This window comes from Allobosea sp. TND4EK4, assembly GCF_900156025.1.
In the GTDB taxonomy this organism is placed as follows: domain Bacteria; phylum Pseudomonadota; class Alphaproteobacteria; order Rhizobiales; family Beijerinckiaceae; genus Allobosea.
In genome coordinates this window covers 40751-62549 of record NZ_FTMO01000016.1, presented here as the reverse complement: position 1 = coordinate 62549, position 21799 = coordinate 40751, and the positions used below count along the sequence as shown (strand labels likewise).

Sequence of the window (21799 nt, the reverse complement as noted above, 5' to 3'; positions counted from 1 at the left end):
ACGGCCACCCGCAAAGCGGCGTCGAAGATCTCATGCCGTGGCGCTTCCGGAAATCCTCAACCCCTAATCCATAGGGTGCTGGCGGGGCGCTTACGGTGATACTGGCTTTTTCACACATCAGGATCGCGCCGGAATGATTGGGCTCATCGAGCGCGGTAACTCGGCAGTCCGATGCCGGGTGGGGCCGCATGGCTATGAAGCCGACGATAAAGACGATGGCGGTGTCGCCGCCGATGATGATGTTCAGGCGCGGCGACGGCAACATGGAGCGCATGGAGTTGAGCATGATGATCGTCATCGGCGCCATCATCATCATGGTCATGTAGACGTTGTTGAGATTGAAATGGAAATGCGGCGAGTGCCGCGATCATCGCCCGCATAACACGTCTACCCGCAGCTTGATCTCGATCAATGCACGACCCTGCTACGGCGCTATTGTTTCCTCGGGCATGGCCCTCAACGTCAGCAGACTTGAAGGTGGTTGGCGACACTGTCGAAAGATGCAGGAAGCCAGCACCGGGGTGTCAGACTCGGAAGGATCAAGGCTATGGCCAACACCGCCTTCCAGGTTGACCAAAGAGCGATCGAAGCAACTCCTTTGCGGTTGCCCGCGGGAGTGTTGGGCGCGGCTCTGGCCGCCTTCGCCGCGGTTTCATTCTGGTTTTGCATGCTGCTGGGTGTGATCGCACCGGACTGGGGGCTCCACAAGCCATGGCTGCAGTTCTACCTCGGATTGACGGGATTTAACCCGCGCAGCCTCGCACTCGGAACTGTCCAAAGCCTCGTCTTCGGCAGCTATACTGGAGTGGCAATCGCCTTCCTGTTTAACACGTTCAATCGCTGGTTCGGTTGAAGGGAGCGGAAGCACCCGATGATCGGGATCCGCCATATGGCGCGAGGTGTGAGGGCATTGCTGGCCGCGCTGGTCGCAATGGCGCTATTCGTCGCGCCGATGCCAGTCGCACAGGCTGCGCCTTGCGAGGACCATGTTGGTCAAGATCATGAATATGGCGACCACCGGCACCAGTCCGCGCTGGAACAGCTTTCCGGCCTCACTGCGAAATCCCAGGCTCAACTGACTCCAGAACATGCGACCACCGATTTCAAGAACTGCTGCGGCATAATGTGCAGTGTCCACCTCGCTGTGGTTAGCAAGGAAGATACCGCGGTTCTCGAACGCCTGACGGCACATTCACGGCTTGAATGGGCCGATCAGGCCGGCGACGGGGTCGCCTTCCCGCCGATACTCGGTCCTCCCCGTTTCCCCGTCTGAGAGAGCCGGGCCGCCGCAAACAACGGCGTCCGGCCAGGGGGCTCGTAACCGCGGGGCCCTGATCAGACACATCGGCTTCGCCGATAGGGACACCAGGACTGACAGCCATGAACCGTCGTGAATTTCTTTACGGCTCGATGGCCGGCGCCATTGGGCTCGGCACATCGGCCACTGCTTTTCCAATCCGCGCCCGGGCGCAAGCCATCGGGGCCGCCGGATCCTCCGAGGCGCCGGCGACAGCGCCCCGGCGTCTCGCCGTCGCCCATCGAACGATTGACGTCAACGGCAAGGCCGCGCGGGTCTTTGGCCTCACGCAACCAGACGGAGCGTCCGGTCTCGTGTTCGATGCGGGGGGGAATTTCGATATCGCCCTGACCAACAACATCACTGAGCCGACGCTGATCCACTGGCACGGTCTGGCTCCGCCATGGGCCATGGACGGCGTGCCGGAGAACCCGGCGGCGCTTCTGCGCCCCTCGGAAGAGCGTCGCTACACCTTCCCGGTCGGACCGGGGGGCACGCACTGGATGCACGCCCACACCCTTCAGGAGCAGAACCTGCTGGCGGCGCCGTTGATCGTGCGCACCATGGAGGAGGCGAGACGGGACGAGCAGGAGGTCGTGATCCTGCTGCACGACTTCTCCTTCACGCCGGCGGAGGAGTTGCTGGCAAAGCTAAAGGGCAGCGCACCGGCTGCCGGCGGCATGCCCATGAGCCATGGCGCGATGGGGCATGGTGCGATGAAGGGAGGCACGGGGCAAATGACGTCCTCCGGCGCCATGCCGATGCCGGGACACGCGATGGCGCCAGGCATGGCCGCGATGGACCTCAACGACATCGACTATGACGCCTATCTGGCGAACGATCGGACGCTCGACGACCCGCAGGTCGTTCCGGTCGAGAAGGGCGGCCGCGTGCGTCTGCGCATCATTAACGGCGCGACGGCGACGGCCTTCACAATCGATTGCGGTGCGCTGTCCGGAGAACTGATCGCCGTCGACGGGCGAGAGGTTCAGCCCGTCACCGGCCGTTCCTTCCCGATCTCGATGGGGCAGCGCCTCGACATCCGGCTGGCGCTGCCGAAGGAGGGCGGGGCCTATCCGGTCCTCGCGCTGAGGGAGGGGGCAGTTGAACGGACCGGCATCGTCCTGGCGAACACTGGCGCTCCGATCCGCCGGATCGCCGCCAAGGGCGATGTCAAGGGGCCGATCATCGGGCTCGATCTGGAGCAGCGGCTGCGTGCCCTGGCACGACCGTCCGTTCGGCCGGTCGACCGCCGCTTCGCACTGAAGCTGACAGGGACCATGGCGGGCTATCAATGGGGCATCGAGGGGGGCGACAAGATCGAGGTCAAACGCGGCGAGCGGGTTGAGATCGCGCTCAGCAACATGTCGATGATGGCGCACCCGATGCACCTGCACGGTCATCATTTCCAGGTGACCGGCATCAACGGCGCGTCGATCGCCGGGGCCGTGCGGGATACAGTCCTGGTGCCGCCGATGGCGCGCGTCAACCTCGCCTTCGATGCGGATAATCCCGGGCGCTGGCCGTTCCATTGCCACCACCTCTACCACATGGCCACAGGCATGATGGCGTACGTCGCCTATGTGCCCTGACCGCAGGCGCCGCCAGCCAGGACTGATAATCTAGGCGGAACGCTTAGACAGTCGCAGCCCAGTCTCTGGCGATCGCGAGGCGGCTTGGTCGCGATCGCCGCCTTTTGTTAACCTCAGAGCATCGTGTCCATGCGCTGGGATACCTTCCGCTTTTTCTTCTGCTCGCATGCCACCTGATGCACTTGTCCACGCATCATGCTCACGGCCATCCACGCGACCATGGTCATTGGGGCGCGAACGCCGAAGCAGCCCACTCCAATCAAGTAAAGGAGCGGAGCCATGACTCAGACCTCCGCTTACAGCTTCTGGAGTCTGGTGATCATCAAGTCCCTTCGGCGCGCCTGAAAGGATTTGAATTCGTTCATGAGAAAGGGGTACTCGGCGCGCGACAAGAGATGTCAGATCGCTACCTCTAGCGAGTGTCGGTATCGGTAGTTGCGAGCCCCCGCAACCAAATCCAAAAACCCCGCCTCCGCCCGAGGCGGGGTTTTTGCGTTCCCAGAACAAACAGCCAGAACCCGCCCATCTGGATCACCTGCGCCTCGATCCCCCGATCGTCCCGCCCGAAGCACCGGCCCAACACCCACCCACGCCCAAGACCCAGAGCTCGATACCGCCACCGCCCTCCAAAGCGAAACCGCGAGCTGATGGTCATTTGGCCATGCGCAGCAAGCCTGCTCAACCGTCCGCCCTGGCTGCCCTGACCTGAGAGGGCGAGCGTCCGAAGCGCTTGCGAAAGCTTCGGTTGAAATAGGAGAGGTCGCCGAAGCCGACCTCGAAGGCGACCGCGCTTATCGTCGGCCCGCTGCCCTCGACCGTGACGAGGCGGTGCCAGGCGCGCTCCAGCCGTCGCTCCAGGACGTAGTCCGAGAAGGTCCGCGATTCCGACTCGAACAGTTTCTGGATGGCACGCGTGCTGATGCCATGCAGTCCCGCCATCACGTCGATGCCGAGGTCGCGCTGCTCAAGCCGTGCCTCGATGTCGGCCTTGATCGCCATCAGCCGCCCAGCGCGCCGATCGCTCGCGGCAAGCGGCGCCGGCAGGCTGCGATCGGCAAGCATGGCGCCGACCAGGTCGTGGATATGCGCGACCGCCAATTCCCGAAGCGCGGCCGAATGCAAGGGGAGGAGCCCGCGCAGCAACAGCGCTCCATAATGGGCAAGAACCTGCAGGCCGCGATTGCCGCGCAGAACGGGTTGCATGAAATCCTGGGCGCGTTGCTCGGCCAGCACCGGCAACCGGTCCACGCTGAGGGTGATCAGGTCGATCCGACCGATCTGGACAAGCGAGAACCGTGTCCGCGCCGCGGGGTCGAGCGACAGCACCGCCGCCTCGCGTGCCTTCAACGCGATCCGGCGGTCGCCCTGCTCAACCGTGACGCGCCCCTCAGCCGGCCGGATCAGGACATGGCGCGGTCCAGCACCGTCCTGCGTCTGCGGCCAGGCCCATTGCGACGCCGGGTCGAAGCAGGACATCAGACCGATATCGGGCCGCGTCGTCAGGGCGCAGCGCGCCGCGAAGGGCAAGGCAAGGTCGCCCGCCATTGCTTCCCGCGCGACCGCGCGGCCCAAGACCTTGCGCGAGAGCGCACTTGCCTCCTCCCGTGCAACCTGGCTCGACACCAGCCAGAAGGGCGAGAAGGCCTCACTGTCAGCCGATCGCCCGGCCTGCGGCTCGCCTGCCGCTGCTTCTCGCGCCCCGGAGCGTGTCGCCGCCGCCACATCCATCGTCTTCGCCGCTTCGATTCGCGTGAGTCCCATGACTCGTTCGCGCAGGTCCAAGATTAAATCGGCATGACATCGATAGTGCAAGCGAACAAGAGAGATATCGTTGCCTCTCGACTGCATTCGCTGACGGAATCAAATCACATTACGATGATTCTAAACAAACACTGCGTGATCTTCTCAAGTAATGCATCGACGACAGCGCGGGCGGAAACTCCGCCCGCCGCCGCCGGATGCAGCCGCCGCCCTCGATAGGTACCCGCCATGCTCAGACCCCTCTCTCTTGCCACCAGCTTTTTCGCTCTGGCCGCATCCTCGATCGCGGTCGCGCAGGTTGCGCCACAGGCCAGCCAGCAGGTGATCGATCTGGACACGATCACGGTGACGGCGGCGCGGGCCGAGCGCAGCACCGCCGAGACGCCGCAATCCGTGCAGGTCATCGGGCGCGAGCAGATCGATCAGCAGCTCAAGTTCAGCCCCAATGCGGCGGCCGCGCTCGGCAAGCTGGTTCCGGGTTACTCGGCACCGACGCAGACCGTTTCAAGCGCCTCGGAGAATTATCGAGGCCGCGACCTGCTCGTCATGCTCGACGGCGTGCCGCTGAACACGCCGCTGCGCGACGTCGCGCGCATCCTGTCGCTCATCGATCTCAACGCAGTCGAGCGGATCGAGGTCGTCTCCGGTGCGTCGAGCCTCTACGGCGCAGGCGCCACCGGCGGCACGGTCAACTTCATCACCAAAAAGGCGACCGACGGGAAGCCGACCGTGACCGTCAATACGGCGATCCGCGCCTTCACACAGAATATCGGCCGTTCGCTCGCGCCCGAAACCTCGCTGACGGTCTCGGGCAAGGTCCCCAACGGCGTCGATTACCTGATCTCGGGCCAGATGCGCGGCGCCGGCCGCACCTATGACGGGTCGGGGCGCGAGCTGCCTTCCGACGGCCTGCTCGGACAGGGCGGCGGCGACCGCTACAAGGCCGGCAACCTCTTGGCCAAGCTCGGCTACGACTTCGACGCCAGCAAGCGCATCGAGCTGAACGGCTCGCTGATCGCCTTCGACCAGGATCCGAAATACCTGACGAACTACGCCGCGCCCTTCGCCCGGCCGGACCGGACGCAGCTCTACAACGGCCAGAGCGTGCTGGAGGACACCAAGTCGATCTCGCTGCGCTACACCGACAGCGACTTCGCGCTCGGCAAGCTCAACGTTCTCGGCTTCTACAACGACATCAAGAAGCGCTTCAATTTCTCGACCTTCTCCTATCCCTACAACAGCCAGGTCTACTACTCCTTCAACCCGCTCGCGCCGACGAGTCCGGCCAACCAGACGACGCTCTATTCGCAGCGAGGCGGGGCGAATGTCACGATCGACACGCCGCTCGACAGGCTGCTGCCCGCCGCCAAGCTGACCTGGGGTGGCGACCTGATCCAGGAAAAGACCTGGCAGACGCTGACCAGCGGCCAGGACGTGTTCACGCCGCTCAAGCAGACGACGGCGGCCGGCTTCGGCCAGCTCCAGATCCCGATCGGCGAGCGCATCGTGCTGCGCGGCGGGCTCCGCTACGAGCATTTCGCGCTTTCGGTGTCGGACTATGTTCGACCCGCCGCCTATGCCGCCGTTGCCGCGAACAATGCGCAGGGCTTCCAGAGCTTCGTCTTGCCGGCGCTCAACGTTACCGGCGGCGACTTCGACTATTCGGCCCTGACGGCCAATATCGGCGCGACCGTGAAGCTGTCGGAATCGAGCGAGATATTCGGCGGCTTCTCGCAGGGCTTCGCGCTGCCCGATGTCGGAGCCTTCACCCGGCGGGCCGGCATCTCGACCGCCTATGCCTGCCCCGTCGCCCTGCCGAACTGCCTGCCTGCGAGCCGGCGCAGCATCTCTTACGGATCGATCGCGCCCGAGGCCCAGATCGTCAACAATTACGAACTCGGCGTTCGCGGCAGCTACGGCGCCTTCAAGGGCTCGTTGTCGGGCTATGTCAGCACCTCCGAGGACGGCGTCACCTTCGATGCGGTCACGAACACGCTGTCGCAGCAGAAGGAGCGGATCTGGGGCTTCGAGTTCACCGGCGACTACGCCTTCAGCGAGCAGTTCAGCATGGGCACCGTCGCCTCGTTTCGCGAGGGCCGCTACGACACCAATGGCGACGGGCGGCTTGACTCCAACCTGCCCAACAACCGCATCGGCTCGCCCTGGCGCGGCATGCTCCATGGCACCTACCGCTTCACGAACGGCGTCAGCCTCCGGGTCGAGGGCGAGGGCTTCTCCGGGCGCGACGTCGCCATCGATCTGCGCGGCACCCGCTACAAGCTCAAGGGCGGCGCGACGATGAATGTCGCGCTGACGGCCCCGGTCCTTTCCGGCGAGGCCTATGTCGCGGTCAACAACCTGTTCGATCGCAGCTACCAGAACCCGACCGCGACCTCGGTGCGCAACCTCGCCAACTATGCCTGGGGCCGCACGGTGACGCTCGGCTTCAAGAAGACGTTCTGAGCATGGTCAGCCTCGATATCGGCGACGATTCGATCGTGACGCTGCGCTTCCTGCCGCCCTATCGCGACGAAGACGAGCGGGCCTATCTCGATGCGCTCGCCGAGATCGGGCGGCAGGAGCGCCCCTTCGCGCTGCTGACCGTGTTCGGCGGAGGACGGGGCCTCTCCCAGGCCGGCGAACGCGAGCAGGCGCTCTGGTTCAAGGCGACGCGGGCGCAGGTCGGGCGGCTCTGCCGCGCCTGCGCCATCGTGCGGCCCGATGCCAGCGAGAAGACGGCCGAGACCTTCCGCAAACTCTGGCCGTTCCCGATCATCGCGGACCGGAACGAGGCGGTCGGCCGCGCCTTCCTGCTCCGGCAGCTGGCAGCCACATCATGAGCGCGACGACCTCATCTGGCGGCGTCGCAGCGCAGCCATCGATCGGCCGCAAGCGGCTCTTCGCGGTGCTCGGCGGGCTCTATCTGGCGCAGTCGATCCCGTCCTATCTCTTCGTCGCCGCCCTGCCCCCGATCATGCGTGAGATCGGGGTCTCGCGAACCGCCATCGGATACATGAGCGTCCTGCTGCTGCCGCTGGTGCTCAAGTTCATCTGGGCGCCCTGGATCGACCGGATCAGGCCGTTCGCCCGGGCGCATCGCGCCGGCTGGGTCTTCATCACCCAGATCGGCGTGATCGCGACGATGCTGGCGCTGATCGCGGTGGGGCCGACACAGGTCGGCTGGATCATCGCGATCGGCCTCGTCGCCTCGCTGCTGATCTCGACGCAGGACATCGCCACCGACGGCTATGCGGCCAAGTATCTGCCGGAAGCCGATCGGCCGATCGGCAATGCCATCCAGGGCGGCTCGATCGCCTTCGGCGTGGTGATCGGCGGGACGCTGGGGCTCGTGCTCTACGAGCATATCGGCTGGACCGGCATGCTTCTCGTGATCGCGGCCGTCTCGCTGCTGCCGCTGATCGCGGCCGCGATGATGCGCGAGACCGACCCGGTGCCGGACGCGCGTGCGCCAAGGCCTTCGATCCGCGCCTTCCTGAAGCGTCCGGAAGCGCGCCAGATTCTCTGGATCGCGCTGATCTATCGGGCGAGCGAAGGCCTCGTGAAGGCGATGGAGGGGGCCTATCTCGTCGATGCGGGTGTTCCGCTGAGCCAGATCGGCTATCTTTCCGGGATCTCGGCGACGACGGCGGGGCTCGGCGGCTCTATCCTTGCCGCCTGGATGGTCAGGATGCGTGGGCTCGCCTTCGTCCTGGCGCTGCTCGGGGGCTTGCGGACGCTGTGCTTTCTGCTCTTCGCCGGCCACGCTCTGGGCGTCTTCACCGGCGCATGGCCCCTCTTCGGCGCAGCCGGCTTCCAGACCTTGATCCGCTACATGGAGATCGTCGCGCTCTACTCGCTGTTCATGGCGGTGACGACGTCGGAACAGCCTGGGACCGACTTCACCATCCTGGCCTGCGCGCAGTTGCTGGTCTATCTCGCCGGGTCGATGATCGCCGGCAAGCTTGCCGACACGATGGGCTATGGCGGGCTGTTCTCGGTCGCGTCCGCGATATCCGCGGCGGCCGTTGTCGCGGCGGTGAGGATGATCGCCTCTCAAAACCCGCGGTGACGCGGAAATAGGGCCGATGCCTCGACCGGGGCTGTCTCCAGTTCGGCGCGGCGCGTCGGGCTCGCGGAGCGGGATGGTGCTGCGGAACGAGAACGGCTTGCTCCCCGCCCGGCCTCTGCTGACCGCTCCGGCGACGCGAGAGATGATTCGCGCCGAGACAGGCGGCCCTGCACTGCCTTGCAATTCGCATGGAATGGCAAACCTCGACCACGATCTTTCAGCATTTCGAAAGCGACGCAGCCCTACGCTGGAGCGACCCTGAGCTTGGGGAGAGGCGGCCGCTTGAACATTCAGCGCATAGCTCGATCATTCCCCGTCGACAGCGATCTCCTGACTGCCGTCCTGGAGCATGTGGAACAGGGCATCATGATGGTCGATGCCAACGGATACGTCGCCGTCTGCAATCAGCGCGCGATCGATCTGCTCGGCCTGCCCCACGACCTGATGCGATCCAATCCTTCCTTCGAGGCGGTGAAGCGCTGGCAACTGGAGAAAGGGGAATTCGGCACGGTCACCAAGGAGCTCCTTCGCGCGATCAAATACGAGGGAATCACCGTCGAAATCCTGGACTACGAGAGGCAGAGACCCGACGGGACGGTGCTGGAAGTCCGGAGCAACCGCCTCCCCAATGGCGGGATGGTCCGCACCTTCACCGACATCACGATCCGCAAGGCGGCCGAGAATGCGATCCGGGTCAGCGAGGAGCGGTTGCGGCTCGCCCTGCAGGCCAGCAGGATGGCGGCCTGGGAACTCGATCTCGAGACGCAGTGGGTCGATCGTTCCGAGAATTCCCTGGTGCTGCTCGGCCTGTCCTCCGGGCCGGCAGCCGATTTCATCGCGAGGGTTCATCCCGATGACCGCGAGAAAGTGCCGGCATTCTGGAGTGCCGTCATGGCCGACGGGAGCGGCGCTGCCGAAATGCGCTATTTCGCGCCCGACGGATCGCAAACATGGTTGGCGGTCAGGGCGGAGCGCAAGGAGCGGAACCGGCTGATCGGGCTGACCTTCGACATCGCCGATCGGAAGGCCACCGAGGAAGCGATCTGGCGCACCGCCAATCATGATCCCCTGACGGGCCTTGCGAACAGGGCCCTCTTCCAGCTCCGCCTCAACGAGGCGCTGACGAAGGCCGAGGCCTCGGGAACCGGCGTGGGACTGCTGATGCTGGATCTCGACGACTTCAAGGATGTGAACGACACGCTCGGCCATGCGGTCGGAGACCTGCTTCTTCGCGAAGCGGCCCTGCGGCTTGGAAGCTTTGTCGGAGCGGGCGACACCGTGGCGCGTCTGGGCGGCGACGAGTTCGCCATCATCCTTGCCGATATCGGGGAAGGGAGCGAAGCGACGGCACGGGCCGCGGACATCGTCGAGGCTCTCCGTGCCCCGTTCCAGCATGAAGGCCGGGCGCTCTCCACCACGCTCAGCATCGGGCTGGCCACCTTCCCGGAGCATCACCGCGACCCCATCGAACTGATGAAGGACGCGGACATCGCGCTCTATCGCGCGAAGGAGCAGGGGCGCAGCCAGGCGGTGGTGTATACCAGCGCCGCCCGCGAGACGATGGAACATCGGGTGACCATCGCCCGCGATGTCCGCGAAGGCCTCGCGGCCCACCAGTTCGTTCCTTATTATCAGCCAAAGATATCGCTGCTGACGGGCCGGATCGTCGGCCTCGAGGCCCTCGCCCGCTGGAAGCACCCTGCCAAGGGGGTTCTCACGCCCGCTTATTTCGGCTCGATGTTCGCCGAGCAGGCCATTTCGATCGAGCTCGGCGAACAGATGATCCGCCAGGTCGTGGCAGACGTTCGATCATGGCTGGATCGGGGTCTCGCCTGCGGCCGCGTGGCGGTGAACCTGTCCTCGGCCGAGATCTCCGATCCAAGGCTGGCCGACAGAATCATCGGCATCCTCGACGAGGCGGGGGTCTCCTCGGAACATTTCGAGGTCGAGGTGACGGAAACGGCCTTCCTCGGGCGCCGGACGGCGACGGCCTCGCTGATCCTGAACAAGCTGCACGAAGCCGGTATCTCGATCGCGCTCGACGATTTCGGGACGGGCTTCGCCTCGCTGCTGCATCTCAAGCAGTTCCCGGTCGATCACATCAAGATCGACCAGAATTTTGTGCGCAACCTCATCAGTGATGAGAGCGACGCTGCAATCGTCGCCGCCATCGTCAGCCTCGCTCACGCCATGGGCATGCACACCACGGCCGAAGGGGTCGAAAACGCCGAGCAGGCCGCGCGCCTGCGCGATGTGGGCTGCGTTTCGGCTCAGGGGTTCTTCTATGCAAGGCCTCTCCAGCGGGAGAAGGTTCCGCAGACCCTTCTCGATTGGCAGGCGGTCGAAACAGGGCTTTGAGGAGTCTTGTGCCCGGACCGGCCTTCCAAGATCCGCGTAAAGCCGGTCGGGACGTTGCTTGCATTTCTGAAAGGGCGGCGATCCTGACAGGATCGGCGGCTGCCGCACGGTACCGTCCGCGGGCGAAAAACCGGTGGCCGCCAAAGCCCCGGACAGGCAGGATCGGCCTGTTGCAGAGGAGCGCATCATGGCGAAGGCGGCGGGAGCGGTCCGCATCGGGATCGGCGGCTGGGTGTTCGAACCCTGGCGCGGCACGTTCTATCCGGACGGGCTGCCGCAGAAGCGCGAGCTGGAATACGCGGCCGGCCATCTGACCTCGATCGAGATCAACGGGACCTATTACGGCTCGCAGAAGCCGGAGAGCTTCGCCAGATGGCGGGAGGAGACGCCGGAGGATTTCGTCTTCGCCCTGAAGGGCTCGCGGTTCTGCACGAACCGCAAGGTGCTGGCGGAGGCCGGCCCCTCGGTCGAGAAATTCCTGACCAGCGGATTGACCGAACTCAAGCACAAGCTCGGGCCGATCAACTGGCAGTTCATGCCGACGAAGCGCTTCGAGCCCGGTGATTTCGAGGCTTTCCTCAAGCTGTTGCCGAAGGAGCTGGACGGGGTCACGCTGCGCCATGCGGTCGAGGTGCGCCATGACAGCTTCCGCTCGCCCGATTTCGTCGCGCTGCTGCGGGACTACGGGGTCGCCGCCATCACCTCAGCCGATGCCGATTACACGCAGATCGCCGATGTCACGGCGCCCTTCGTCTATGCCCGCATCATGGGCACGAAGGAGGCCGAGCCGAAGGGCTATTCCGAGGCCGGGCTGAAGCGCTGGGCGAAGGCCACGCAGGTCTGGGCCGAGGGCGGCGTGCCCGAGGGGCTGGAGACCCTTGCCCCTCCGGCCAGGGCGCAGGCGCGCGACGTCTTTCTCTATGTCATCAGCGGCGACAAGGTCCGCAATCCGGCCGCGGCGATGGCACTGATCGCGGCGATCAAGAGCTGAGGCGTCAGGCTTCCGCAGGGCCGACGCCGGCTTCTCCCGGCGCCGCCGGGTCCTGGCAGACATCGACCCATTCGGCGCCGGTCAGCGCTGCCATGCGCTCCGGCGCGATGCGCACGGCGCTGTGGGTCGATCCGGCGGCCGGCACCACTTCGTCGAACGCCTTCAGCGAGACGTCGCAATAGATCTTGAGGGCCGTGGCGAGCCCGAAGGGACAGACGCCTCCGACCGGATGGCCGGTCAGGGCCTCGACCTCCTCCTGCCCAAGCATGCGCGGCTTGCCGCCGAGCGCGGCCCTGGCCTTGCGGTTGTCAAGCCTGGCATCACCCCGGGCGACGACGAGGACGACCTCATCGCCGATCCGCAGCGACAGCGTCTTGGCGATCTGGCCGGGCTCGACGCCATGCGCCGCCGCCGCGAGCAGAACGGTGGCGCTGCTCTGCTCGGTCACCATGACCGGGATGTCGGGCGCATGGGCTGCGAAGAATGCGCGGACGGAGTCGAGGCTCATCCTGGCGCCCTTCCGATCAGTGGCGGAAGTGGCGATGGCCGGTGAAGACCATGGCGAGGCCGGCTTCGTCCGCCGCCTGGATGACGAGATCGTCGCGCATCGAGCCGCCGGGCTGGATCACCGCCGTGGCACCGGCCTCCGCCGCGGCCAGCAGGCCGTCGGCGAAGGGGAAGAAGGCGTCGGAGGCGACGACGGAGCCCTTGGCGAGCGTCTCGGGCAGGCCGGCGGCTTTCGCGGCCTCGGCCGCCTTCCAGGCCGCGATCCGCGATGAATCCACGCGGCTCATCTGGCCGGCCCCGATCCCGACGGTCGCGAGGTCCCTGGCATAGACGATGGCGTTCGACTTGACGTGCTTGGCTACGCGGAAGGCGAAGCGCAGATCGGCGAGTTCGCGCTCGCTGGGCTGGCGCTTGGTCACGACCTTGAGCTCCATGTCGTCGACCACGGCATTGTCGCGTGACTGGGCCAGGAAGCCGCCGGAGACGGTGCGCAGGGCGAGGCCCGGCGCGCGGACGTCCGGCAGGCCGCCGGTCAGCAGCAGGCGCAGGTTCTTCTTGGCGGCGATCAGGGCGATCGCCTCCTCGTCCGCATCGGGAGCGATGATGACCTCGGTGAAGACCTCGACGATCTTCTTTGCAGCCTCGGCGTCGAGCCTGCGGTTCAGGGCGACGATGCCGCCGAAGGCGGAAACGGGATCGCAGCGCAGGGCCCTGTCATAGGCGTCGAGCAACGAGGCGCCAGTGGCGACGCCGCAAGGGTTGGCGTGCTTGACGATGACGCAGGCCGCGCTCGCGACGGGATCGAACTCCGCGACGCACTCGAAGGCGGCGTCGGTGTCGTTGATGTTGTTGTAGGAGAGCTGCTTGCCCTGGACCTGCCGGGCGGTCGAGACGCCGGGGCGGTCCTCGGGGGTGCGGTAGAAGGCGGCCCATTGATGGGGGTTCTCGCCATAGCGCATCGTCTCGGCAAGCTGTCCACCCAGTGCCCGGAAGGCGGGGGCGGTGTCGCCGAGCTCGCCCGCGAACCAGTTCGAGATCGCGGCGTCGTAGGCGGCCGTGCGCGCATAGGCCTTCTGGGCGAGCTTGCGGCGCAGCGTCAGCGTCGTCGCACCCTTCTGGGCGGTCAGGTCAGCAAGAACAGAGGCGTAGTCCGCGGCCTCGACCACGACGGCAACGTCGTGATGGTTCTTGGCCGCGGCGCGGATCATCGCCGGGCCGCCGATATCGATGTTCTCGATGCAGTCGTCATAGGGCTTGCCGGCCGCCACCGTCGCCTCGAAGGGGTAGAGGTTCACCACGAGCAGGTCGATCGGCTGGATGCCGTGGCCGATCATCGAGGCCTGGTGCTCGGGATGCGAGCGGACCGCGAGCAGGCCGCCATGCACCTTCGGATGCAGCGTCTTGACCCGGCCGTCCATCATCTCCGGAAAGCCGGTGAGATCGGACACGTCGCTGACCGGCAGGCCGGCTTCGGCGATGGCCTTGGCCGTGCCGCCGGTCGAGACCAAAGCGATGCCGAGGCCGTGCAGGGCGCGCGCGAAGTCGATCAGCCCGGTCTTGTCGGAAACGGAAAGAAGCGCGCGTTCGACGCGGCGAAGCTCATTCGGCATCGGGATCAGATCCGGCTGTGTGGCGGGGCAGGCCGTCGACCCATGATCGACGCGCGCGGGCTATCATGCTGCGGCGCGAAAGGCAAAAGCCGCCGTCGCGGAAGCGTCACGCGTCGGGCGGGAGATCGATGCCCGGCACCGTGTCGGCCGGCCCGGAAGCAGCGTCCTGTCGCTCCGCCAGGATCTGCGCGATTGTCTGTCCGGCACGTGGATTGGCGGCGCTGATGCGGTGCAGGCGCCAGGCGATGCGCGGGGTCGCGACGGCATCGAAAGCCACGACGATCTGCTCTGTGCGGCGCCGACCGTCCGCCGAAGCGAGGAACAGGCTTTCTTCCAGAGCCAGCGGCAGGCCGCCGGCCTCGAAGCTCCAGACTTCCCCCGAGGCGAGCGCCAGCAGCGCACCGCTGCCGTCGCGCACGAGGCTGGCGCGGACATTGGGATGGAGGTGAAAGCGGGCCGCGGCGGGCAAGGCGGTGTGCGACCCGCCGAGCGCGATCTCGTCCTCCCCAGCGAGTTCGGTTCCATCGCGGGCGAGCTGGAGACGGCGGGTATGGACCGCGCCGAGCGCGTAGCGATAGCCGTCATGGCTGGCGACCCATTCGGGCCCGTCAACGCCGTCCTGCCGGGCGACGCGGACATCGGCGGGCCCGGAGATGATCCGCATTTCGCCGAGTACGCGGCCGAAATTGGCGCTGGAGCGATCGTCGAGCACAAGGGTCGAATGGGCCGCGGTGCTGCGGGCGGCCAGCTTCAGCTCGGGCGGCCCGAAACGGCTCGCGCCGCAATTGACGATGATGCGCTGCGCGCCGCTCGAAAACTCGAAGGCGAGGCAGCCGGCATGGGCCTCGACGGAATAGGCGCCCTTCGGCGGCGCACCGGCATCGACCACGACGACGCTGCGCTCGGCGGCGAGCCGGCTGTAGCCGGAATAGGCAGCGTGCTCGGTCGGCCGCCCGCGCGCGTCGTCATAGGCCGACAGCGTCGCCATCAGGTCCGGCGGGGTGATGCCCATGCCGTTGAACAGCGCGAGCGCCCCGTCGCCGTGCCGGAACAGGCGCAGATGCGGCATCGTCCGTTCGATCGCCGTCAGCACGCCGCGCGGCGGCTCGAGCCCGCGGGCGGCGAAGGTTTCGCGGAGCGGCAAAAGGTCGAGCAGCAGGTCGATCAGCAGGCGCGGGTTGCGCGAGAGATGGCCGCCATCGGGCAGGATCTGGTCGTCGAGTTCGTCGGAGAGCAGGGTTTCGATGCGGCGGCGGCGGGCATCCTGCCCGTCGAGGCAGATGGCGGCGAAGGCCAGCGCGATCAGCCCGTTCAGACGGTCCGCCCCCTCGACGGCTCCCGCGAGCGAAAGGCCGACACGGTCGGCGAGGCGCGAGACGTGGCGCACGAAGCGGTCGTAGAAGGCGTGGTCGACGCCCTCCAGCAGCAGCGGCGAATGGGACAGCAGCGAGATCGCCCGGCGGGCGGCGACGGCCGGGCGCCGGGCGATCTCGGTGCGGTCGCGGCGCCTGAGGATGAAGTCCTCGACGAGGCTGCGTGCGTTGGCGCGGGCGATCGCGGTGTCGGCTGCTCGCATATGGCGCAGCCAGGCGAAGCCGTAGAGCGCCTCGGCCCAGGCCTCGCTCGGCGGCTCGACCTCGAAGGGCGACTCGCCATGAGTCCGCAGGGTGCGCCCGGCGAAGGCATAGTAGCCCGCATAGACATCGGCTGCCGTGGTCGGGTCTGCCGTGCGCAGATCGTGGGGCGCAAAGAGCAGGCGGCTCGCCGGCTTGCGGCCGAAGGGCCAGAGCCGGCGTGTCGCCGCGACCACCTGGCCACGGGTGCGCCGCGCCGCGCGCCCGATCGCAGCCTGAGCCAGTCCCCGACGCTCGGACCAGGCGCTCAAATCCCCCGTACGCTCCGCTTCCGGGCGCAGCCTCGTGCCGCGCCGACCCCCTCGGAAACGGCGCGGTCCCCCGCGCGAATCCTCTAGGCCGTCATAGCCTGATCAGGCGGCTTGCGTAAAATCCCGCCCATCCCGAAAGCCGGGGCGTTTCGCCGGGCAATTGGGGCGGAAGGGTGCGGATATCGCCCCTGGCATCGATGGCGACAGCGAGATCGCCGATCTCGTGGGCACTGACCGGGCTGCGATGAAACTGGGGATGGCGCGCGAGAAAGGCCTCAACCTGTGCTTCACCCTCCTGCGGTTCCAGCGAGCAGGTGCAGTAGACGAGCCGTCCGCCCGGCTTCACCAGCGCGGCGGCGCCGTCGAGCAGGCGCGCCTGCAGCGCGCCAAGCCGGTCGCGATCCTCCTCCGATTTCGTCCAGGCGACGTCGGGATGGCGGCGGATCGTGCCCGTCGCGCTGCAGGGCGCGTCGAGCAGCACCGCGTCGAAGGGCTCGGCTTTCCAGGTGGTGGCATCGGCGGTGACGATCTCAGCCTCCAGACCCAACCGGGCGAGATTGGCCTTGAGCCGCTTCAGCCGCGGCGCCGAGCGGTCGAGCGCCGTCACGCTCGCGCCCGCGGCGGCGAGCTGGGCCGTCTTGCCGCCGGGCGCGGCGCAGATATCGGCGATGCGCTCACCCGGTGCCGGCGCGATCAGCCTCACCGGCAAAGCGGCCGCGGCATCCTGGACCCACCATGCCCCGTCGGCGAAACCGGGCAGGTCGGTGATCGACTGCCGGCTCCGCAGCCGGATCGAACCGGTCGGCAGCAGGACGCCGTCGAGCTTCTGGGCCCAACCGGCGGCGTCGGCCTTGACGCTGATGTCGAGGGGCGGCTCCTCGCGATGGCTGAGCGCGATGGCGCGGGCAGCTTCCTCGCCATAGGCGGCGGACCAGCTTTCTGCGAGCCATTCGGGCACATCGCGGAAGGGGTCGGCCTGCGCTTCTGCAAGAACCGCCTCCCGCTCCCGGGCCAGGCGCCGCAGCAGCGCATTGCCCAGCGCGACATAGCGGGCGGAACGCGGGTCCTCGTGGAGCTGCCGGATGGCGATGTCGACGGCGGCGTGATCCGGCACGTCGAGGAAGAGGATCTGGGCGGCGGCAGCGGTCAGGATCGGCTCGAACGGGCCGGAATTGCGCGGGCTGCCCCGGTCCAGGCGCTCGTCGATGGCGTGCTGGATGGTGCCGAGGCGGCGAAAGGCCGTGATCGCGATGGCGCGGGCGAGCGCGGCGTCGGCCGGCTCCAGCCCGGCGGCCGGCAGGAGCCGTTCCAGCGTCTCGTCCAGCGAGACGCGGGCGCGCAGCACCTCGTCGACGACGCTGGCGGCGAGGCGCCGCGCCGGCAGGCCGGGTGCATCGGAGGGAGTGGCATTCGCCTGTTCGGAAGCGGGCATGGTCATCTCAACCCCACGGGCCGGGCTGGCGCGGCGCGCTGCTCCAGGGGCTTGCCCCGGGCGCGGTGAAGCTCGCGGCGCCGCGGCTCACGCCCATGGCGCGGGCCTGTTCCATGAGCGCCGCGATGCGGTTGCCGGTGTCGGGATGCGTCGAGAAGAGATTGTCCATGCCACCCGCGGTCAAGGGATTGATGATGAAGAGTGGCGCCGTAGCAGGCTTCGCCTCGGCTGTCTCGTTCGGAACATGGCTGACGCCGGCGGCGATCTTGGCGAGCGCGTCCGCGAGCCAGACCGGATTGCCGCAGATCTGCCCGCCCAGCCGGTCTGCCTCGTATTCGCGCGAGCGCGAGATCGCCATCTGGATGATGGCGGCCGCCATCGGCGCCAGGATCGCGAGCAGGATCTGGACGATGACATTCGGGCGATGGTCGCGCGAGCCGAACATCATGCCGAAGGTGACGAGGGAGGAGATCGCGCCGGCCATGGTGGCGCTGATCGTCATGGTCAGCGTGTCGTGATTCTTGATGTGGGCGAGCTCGTGCGCCATCACGCCCGCCAGCTCCTCATAGCTCAGCGTGCGCAGGATGCCGGTGGTGGCGGCGACTGCCGCGTTCTGCGGGTTGCGGCCGGTGGCGAAGGCGTTGGGCTGGTCTTCCTGGATCAGGTAGACGCGCGGCATCGGCATGTCGGCGCGGGCGGCGAGGTCGCGCACCATGCGCCAGAGTTCCGGCGCAGAGCGCTCGTCGACCTCCTGCGCGTTATAGGCGGAGAGGGCCAGCCTGTCGGAATTCCAGTAGGTGAAGAGATTGGTGACGACGGCAAAGCCGAGCGCCGCCAGCATGCCGCCGCTGCCGCCGAGCAGATAGCCGACCGCGCCGAACAGCGCGGTGAGACCCGCCATCAGCATTCCGGTGCGGACGTAATTCATCGGTTCCTCTTGTCGCTCTCGTCCGGGCGGCCCTCGCGCGGGGCGCGATCCTGCCCTATGTGGTGGATCGAAACCCGGTCCTGCAAGGGAGGCGAGGGATGATGAGCGACGAAACCGGCTCTACGGACACGGCCGGCGAGACCCCACGCAAGCCGCTTTCGCCAGCGGCCGAGCGCGCGCTGGCGGAAGCGCAGGCACGGCGCGAGGCGATCGACGCCAGGGCGGCGGAGCTGTCGAAGTCCCGCGAGGTGAACGGCCGTGGCGGGCTGGAGCCGGTGCGCTACGACGACTGGGAAGTGAAGGGCATCGCCAGCGATTTCTGAGCGCCTGTGCCAGGGCCCTGGCGGCTGCTCCCGCAATGATTGCCAACCGGCCGGGTTGCGTCCAAACAAAAGCCGGAACGGAGCGGATTCTCACGGCATGGACAGCAACGACAAGCGCCTCGCCGCCCTGCGGCGTCTTCTGGCCGAGGCGCATGAGAAACTGGGGCTGAAGCTCGGATTCCGGCTGTGGGACGGCAGCATGGTTCCCGTGGGCTGGCCGCAGGACGGGCTCGCCATCGGCATCGCCGACGCAGGGGTGCTCGCCGCATTGCTGCGCAAGCCCAAGCTCGACACGGTGCTCAACCTGCACATCACCGACCGGCTCTCGATCCTCAACGGCTCGGTCTTCGACCTTGCCGCGGCGCGGCCCGAGGGCAAGATCGGCCGGCTGGCGCGCACCATCCCCAAGGGTGCCGTCTTCGACGTGCTGCGGCATTTCCTGTTCGCGCCGGGCAAGGCGGCGGACGCGGTCAGCCACCGCAAGGGCGACGAGATCGCGCGCGATGGCGACCCCGCGACGAACAAGGCCAACGTCGCCTACCACTACGACGTCTCGAACGCGTTCTACCGGCTCTTCCTCGACGAGGAGATGGTCTACACCTGCGCCTATTTCACCGAGGATCACGGCGACATCGCCCGCGCCCAGCAGGACAAGCTGGACATGATCTGCCGGAAACTGCGGCTCAAGCCCGGCGACCGCTTCCTCGACATCGGCTGCGGCTGGGGCGCGCTGGTCTGCCATGCGGCGCGCTATTACGGCGTCGAGGCCCATGGCGTGACGCTGGCCGAGGAGCAGCTCGCCTATGCCCGCGAGAAGGTGGCGCGTTGGGGTCTCGAAGGGAAGGTTACGCTGCATCTGAAGGACTTCGCCCAGATGGAGGGCGAGTTCGACAAGATCTCCTCCATCGGCATGTTCGAGCATGTCGGCATCGCCAATCACCCGACCTATTTCCGCGCCGTCAACAGGCTGCTGCGGCCGCGCGGCCTTTATCTGCACCACACGATCGCGCGGCGGGCCAAGAAGACCGACAAGGCTTTTCGGAAGATGCCGGCGGAGTACAGGGCGCTGGTGCGCTACATCTTCCCGGGCGGAGAGCTCGACCATCTCGGCATGTCGATCGCCAATCTCGAGCGCCATGGCTTCGAGGTCCACGATGTCGAGGGCTGGCGCGAGCACTACCAGCGCACCACCCGGCTGTGGTGGGAGCGGCTCGACGCCAACAAGGCCAAGGCGGAAGCCGAGATCGGCCCGGAGCGGACAAGGATGTGGCTGCTTTACCTCGCGGGCTGCTCATTGGCCTTCGAGCGCGGCGGGGCGCTGATCAACCAGACGCTGGTCTCCAAGCGCCGCAAGGGCTCATCCGGCCTGCCGCTGACACGCGCCGATCTCTATGCCGATTGGGGCAAGCGGCCGGCGTGAGGCGCCGGCCTCGATCGTCGCGCACCCGGCCGGGCGCGCGACGATCGACGTGATCGCCGAAGCGGCGGGCGGCTTCGAAAAGTGGCGTCCACCTTCCGGTCCGAAGCCGCGTCAGGCCTTGACGAAGAGGTCGAGCTTTCCGTGATGCTCTGCGAGCAGGTAGTAGAAGGTCAGGCGCGACTTGGTGCGATCGGCCTTCATCGCCTCGCAGACCGCCTTGATCGAGCCGTCGAGATCGCCGGATGTCAGCCCGAGCTTCTTCTTGAGGAAGTTCTCGCGCACGCGCTCGATCTCGGCGGGATCCGAGCAGGCGACGTAGCGGGTGTCGGACTTGCTCATCACCAGCGCATAGGCCTTCGACATGCCGGCGAAGGCCGCTTCGTTGATCGGCTTTGTGGCGAACTTCTTCAGGTCGGCGAGATGGTCCATCCGGTAGCCCCCTCATAGCCTGCGCCAACCGCAGGCGGTTGCGTGTCGCCCGCGAAGGTTAACGCGGTTTTCCGCGGCGTGCGAGGGGGCTTTCGCATGTTCGCGGATGGCAGGAGGGCCTGCGCCGTGCTGCTTTCGTCGCAGGCCGGCGATGCGCGTGGCGGATAGCGTTGCGGCGGCGATGTGGGTTGAGCCCTCTTGCGTCCGGTGTTGCGATGCAGCATCCGCGAAAGGCGCTCCCATGAAGCCGACCGTCCTGATGGCACCCCGCATGCCCGCCGCGCTGGTGGCGCGGCTGGAGGAGCGCTTCCGGCTGCTCGGTCCCATGGAGCGCTCTGCGCCGGATGCGCTGCCGGACGGTGCGGAGCAGGCTGAGGTGCTGCTGACCATCGGCAGCCAGAAGACGGATGCCGCCCTGATCGATGCCCTGCCGAAGCTGAGGCTGATCGGCTGCTACGGAACGGGCATCGAAGGCGTCGATCGGGCCGCCGCCAAGGCGCGCGGCATCCAGCTCACCAACGCGGCCGATGCCAATGCGACGAGCGTCGCCGAATTCGCCATGGGTCTCATGCTCGCGACGGCGCGTTGTATCCCGCGGGGCGATCGCTTCGTGCGCGGCGGGCATTGGCAGGGCAATGCGGTGGAACGCATGCCGTTCGTACCGGGGCTGGCGGGCCGAAAACTCGGAATCTACGGGCTCGGCGCCATCGGCAGCCGCATCGCGACGCGGGCGGCGGCCTTCGAGATGGAGATCGGCTATCACAACCGTTCGCGGCGCGCCGGCCTGCCCTACCGCTTCTTCGACGGGCTGACGGATCTGGCCGCCTGGGCCGACGTGCTGATGGTGTCGGTGAGGGCGAGCGCAGAGAACCGCCATGCCGTCGATGCGGCGGTGCTGAAGGCGCTTGGACCGGAAGGCCATCTGGTCAACATCTCGCGCGGGATCGCCGTCGATGAAGAGGCGCTGTGCGCGGCGCTGGAAAACGGCGCCATCGCCGGGGCGGGGCTCGACGTGTTCGAGCATGAGCCCAATGTGCCGGAACGGCTGAGGGTGCTGGAGAATGCGGTGCTGACGCCGCATATCGCCGCCGGCTCGCAGGCGGCGCAGGTCGCGCAGCAGGAGCTGCTGCTCGGCAATCTGGACGCCTTCTTCGCCGGCCGGCCGCTGCTTTCGCCGGTCAGCCTCTAGATCCGGCG

Annotated in this window: 19 protein-coding genes and 1 pseudogene; 12 read left to right on the top strand and 8 right to left on the bottom strand. The window is 67.1% G+C overall.

What is annotated here, in order from left to right:
• A pseudogene (locus tag BW981_RS22710) lies at positions 1-322 on the bottom strand (hypothetical protein); the annotation flags it as partial.
• A 225-nt stretch (positions 323-547) separates the two neighbouring features.
• On the opposite strand from BW981_RS22710, the gene BW981_RS18260 reads away from it, so the two are divergent.
• From BW981_RS18260 to BW981_RS23680, 4 genes are all read left to right on the top strand, one after another.
• A complete protein-coding gene (locus tag BW981_RS18260; RefSeq protein ID WP_076441812.1) occupies positions 548-853 on the top strand; it encodes a hypothetical protein in 306 nt (101 codons plus the stop codon).
• A gap of 18 nt (positions 854-871) precedes the next feature.
• Positions 872-1273 (top strand): hypothetical protein, encoded by a 402-nt coding sequence (locus BW981_RS22705; protein ID WP_139333835.1) that lies wholly within the window; start codon positions 872-874, stop codon positions 1271-1273.
• A gap of 107 nt (positions 1274-1380) precedes the next feature.
• Positions 1381-2889: a multicopper oxidase family protein gene (locus BW981_RS18250; protein WP_076441808.1), complete on the top strand. Its 1509-nt coding sequence runs from the start codon at positions 1381-1383 to the stop codon at positions 2887-2889.
• Positions 2890-2993: 104 nt separating this feature from the next.
• On the top strand, positions 2994-3305 hold the full coding sequence (locus BW981_RS23680; RefSeq protein ID WP_076441806.1) for a DUF2933 domain-containing protein: 312 nt from the start codon (positions 2994-2996) through the stop codon (positions 3303-3305).
• A gap of 262 nt (positions 3306-3567) precedes the next feature.
• Here the strand turns inward: BW981_RS23680 and BW981_RS18235 are convergent, their stop codons facing one another.
• On the bottom strand, positions 3568-4650 hold the full coding sequence (locus tag BW981_RS18235) for a helix-turn-helix transcriptional regulator (protein ID WP_175624170.1): 1083 nt from the start codon (positions 4648-4650) through the stop codon (positions 3568-3570).
• Between the two features lie 228 nt (positions 4651-4878).
• On the opposite strand from BW981_RS18235, the gene BW981_RS18230 reads away from it, so the two are divergent.
• The 5 genes from BW981_RS18230 (at position 4879) to BW981_RS18210 (ending at position 12068) form a co-directional block, all read left to right on the top strand.
• Positions 4879-7113: a TonB-dependent receptor gene (locus BW981_RS18230; protein ID WP_076441802.1), complete on the top strand. Its 2235-nt coding sequence runs from the start codon at positions 4879-4881 to the stop codon at positions 7111-7113.
• Positions 7114-7115: 2 nt separating this feature from the next.
• Positions 7116-7490: a hypothetical protein gene (locus BW981_RS18225; protein ID WP_076441801.1), complete on the top strand. Its 375-nt coding sequence runs from the start codon at positions 7116-7118 to the stop codon at positions 7488-7490.
• The gene (locus BW981_RS18220; RefSeq protein ID WP_076441799.1) at positions 7487-8719 is read left to right on the top strand and encodes an MFS transporter; all 1233 of its coding nucleotides are present in this window, start codon (positions 7487-7489) and stop codon (positions 8717-8719) included. The genes BW981_RS18225 and BW981_RS18220 overlap by 4 nt, the downstream gene beginning before the upstream one ends.
• 282 nt (positions 8720-9001) lie before the next feature.
• Positions 9002-11077 (top strand): EAL domain-containing protein, encoded by a 2076-nt coding sequence (locus BW981_RS18215; protein WP_139333834.1) that lies wholly within the window; start codon positions 9002-9004, stop codon positions 11075-11077.
• 187 nt (positions 11078-11264) lie between these two features.
• Positions 11265-12068 (top strand): DUF72 domain-containing protein, encoded by an 804-nt coding sequence (locus BW981_RS18210; protein ID WP_076441797.1) that lies wholly within the window; start codon positions 11265-11267, stop codon positions 12066-12068.
• 4 nt (positions 12069-12072) lie between these two features.
• On the opposite strand, the gene BW981_RS18205 is transcribed toward BW981_RS18210, so the two are convergent.
• From BW981_RS18205 to htpX, 5 genes are all read right to left on the bottom strand, one after another.
• Complete coding sequence (locus tag BW981_RS18205; protein ID WP_076441795.1) at positions 12073-12576, bottom strand: YbaK/EbsC family protein; 504 nt, start codon at positions 12574-12576, stop codon at positions 12073-12075.
• Between the two features lie 16 nt (positions 12577-12592).
• On the bottom strand, positions 12593-14185 hold the full coding sequence (purH, locus tag BW981_RS18200) for a bifunctional phosphoribosylaminoimidazolecarboxamide formyltransferase/IMP cyclohydrolase (protein ID WP_076441793.1): 1593 nt from the start codon (positions 14183-14185) through the stop codon (positions 12593-12595).
• Positions 14186-14291: 106 nt separating this feature from the next.
• A complete protein-coding gene (locus BW981_RS18195) occupies positions 14292-16070 on the bottom strand; it encodes a heparinase II/III family protein (RefSeq protein ID WP_083712466.1) in 1779 nt (592 codons plus the stop codon).
• 91 nt (positions 16071-16161) lie between these two features.
• Positions 16162-17502 (bottom strand): RsmB/NOP family class I SAM-dependent RNA methyltransferase, encoded by a 1341-nt coding sequence (locus tag BW981_RS18190; protein WP_076441830.1) that lies wholly within the window; start codon positions 17500-17502, stop codon positions 16162-16164.
• A gap of 7 nt (positions 17503-17509) precedes the next feature.
• On the bottom strand, positions 17510-18430 hold the full coding sequence (htpX, locus tag BW981_RS18185; protein ID WP_076441792.1) for a zinc metalloprotease HtpX: 921 nt from the start codon (positions 18428-18430) through the stop codon (positions 17510-17512).
• A 98-nt stretch (positions 18431-18528) separates the two neighbouring features.
• Here htpX and BW981_RS18180 point away from each other — a divergent pair, with 98 nt between their 5' ends.
• Together BW981_RS18180 and BW981_RS18175 are read left to right on the top strand one after the other, a co-directional pair.
• Positions 18529-18753, top strand: a complete 225-nt coding sequence (locus tag BW981_RS18180) for a DUF1674 domain-containing protein (RefSeq protein ID WP_244560371.1) — start codon at positions 18529-18531, stop codon at positions 18751-18753.
• A gap of 97 nt (positions 18754-18850) precedes the next feature.
• On the top strand, positions 18851-20173 hold the full coding sequence (locus BW981_RS18175; RefSeq protein WP_076441790.1) for a class I SAM-dependent methyltransferase: 1323 nt from the start codon (positions 18851-18853) through the stop codon (positions 20171-20173).
• Between the two features lie 111 nt (positions 20174-20284).
• On the opposite strand, the gene BW981_RS18170 is transcribed toward BW981_RS18175, so the two are convergent.
• Positions 20285-20602: a DUF2853 family protein gene (locus tag BW981_RS18170; protein ID WP_076441788.1), complete on the bottom strand. Its 318-nt coding sequence runs from the start codon at positions 20600-20602 to the stop codon at positions 20285-20287.
• 241 nt (positions 20603-20843) lie between these two features.
• Here BW981_RS18170 and BW981_RS18165 point away from each other — a divergent pair, with 241 nt between their 5' ends.
• On the top strand, positions 20844-21791 hold the full coding sequence (locus BW981_RS18165) for a 2-hydroxyacid dehydrogenase (protein WP_076441787.1): 948 nt from the start codon (positions 20844-20846) through the stop codon (positions 21789-21791).
• Positions 21792-21799 lie beyond the last annotated feature (8 nt).

Coding starts and splice junctions, on each gene's coding strand:
- purH (WP_076441793.1), bottom strand. CDS start 14,185: ATGCCGAATGAGCTTCGCCGCGTCGAACGCGCGCTTCTTTCCGTTTCC.
- BW981_RS18165 (WP_076441787.1), top strand. CDS start 20,844: ATGAAGCCGACCGTCCTGATGGCACCCCGCATGCCCGCCGCGCTGGTG.
- htpX (WP_076441792.1), bottom strand. CDS start 18,430: ATGAATTACGTCCGCACCGGAATGCTGATGGCGGGTCTCACCGCGCTG.
- BW981_RS18220 (WP_076441799.1), top strand. CDS start 7,487: ATGAGCGCGACGACCTCATCTGGCGGCGTCGCAGCGCAGCCATCGATC.
- BW981_RS18210 (WP_076441797.1), top strand. CDS start 11,265: ATGGCGAAGGCGGCGGGAGCGGTCCGCATCGGGATCGGCGGCTGGGTG.
- BW981_RS18205 (WP_076441795.1), bottom strand. CDS start 12,576: ATGAGCCTCGACTCCGTCCGCGCATTCTTCGCAGCCCATGCGCCCGAC.
- BW981_RS18180 (WP_244560371.1), top strand. CDS start 18,529: ATGATGAGCGACGAAACCGGCTCTACGGACACGGCCGGCGAGACCCCA.
- BW981_RS18230 (WP_076441802.1), top strand. CDS start 4,879: ATGCTCAGACCCCTCTCTCTTGCCACCAGCTTTTTCGCTCTGGCCGCA.
- BW981_RS18260 (WP_076441812.1), top strand. CDS start 548: ATGGCCAACACCGCCTTCCAGGTTGACCAAAGAGCGATCGAAGCAACT.
- BW981_RS18175 (WP_076441790.1), top strand. CDS start 18,851: ATGGACAGCAACGACAAGCGCCTCGCCGCCCTGCGGCGTCTTCTGGCC.
- BW981_RS22705 (WP_139333835.1), top strand. CDS start 872: ATGATCGGGATCCGCCATATGGCGCGAGGTGTGAGGGCATTGCTGGCC.
- BW981_RS18170 (WP_076441788.1), bottom strand. CDS start 20,602: ATGGACCATCTCGCCGACCTGAAGAAGTTCGCCACAAAGCCGATCAAC.
- BW981_RS18190 (WP_076441830.1), bottom strand. CDS start 17,502: ATGCCCGCTTCCGAACAGGCGAATGCCACTCCCTCCGATGCACCCGGC.
- BW981_RS18250 (WP_076441808.1), top strand. CDS start 1,381: ATGAACCGTCGTGAATTTCTTTACGGCTCGATGGCCGGCGCCATTGGG.
- BW981_RS18235 (WP_175624170.1), bottom strand. CDS start 4,650: ATGGGACTCACGCGAATCGAAGCGGCGAAGACGATGGATGTGGCGGCG.
- BW981_RS18225 (WP_076441801.1), top strand. CDS start 7,116: ATGGTCAGCCTCGATATCGGCGACGATTCGATCGTGACGCTGCGCTTC.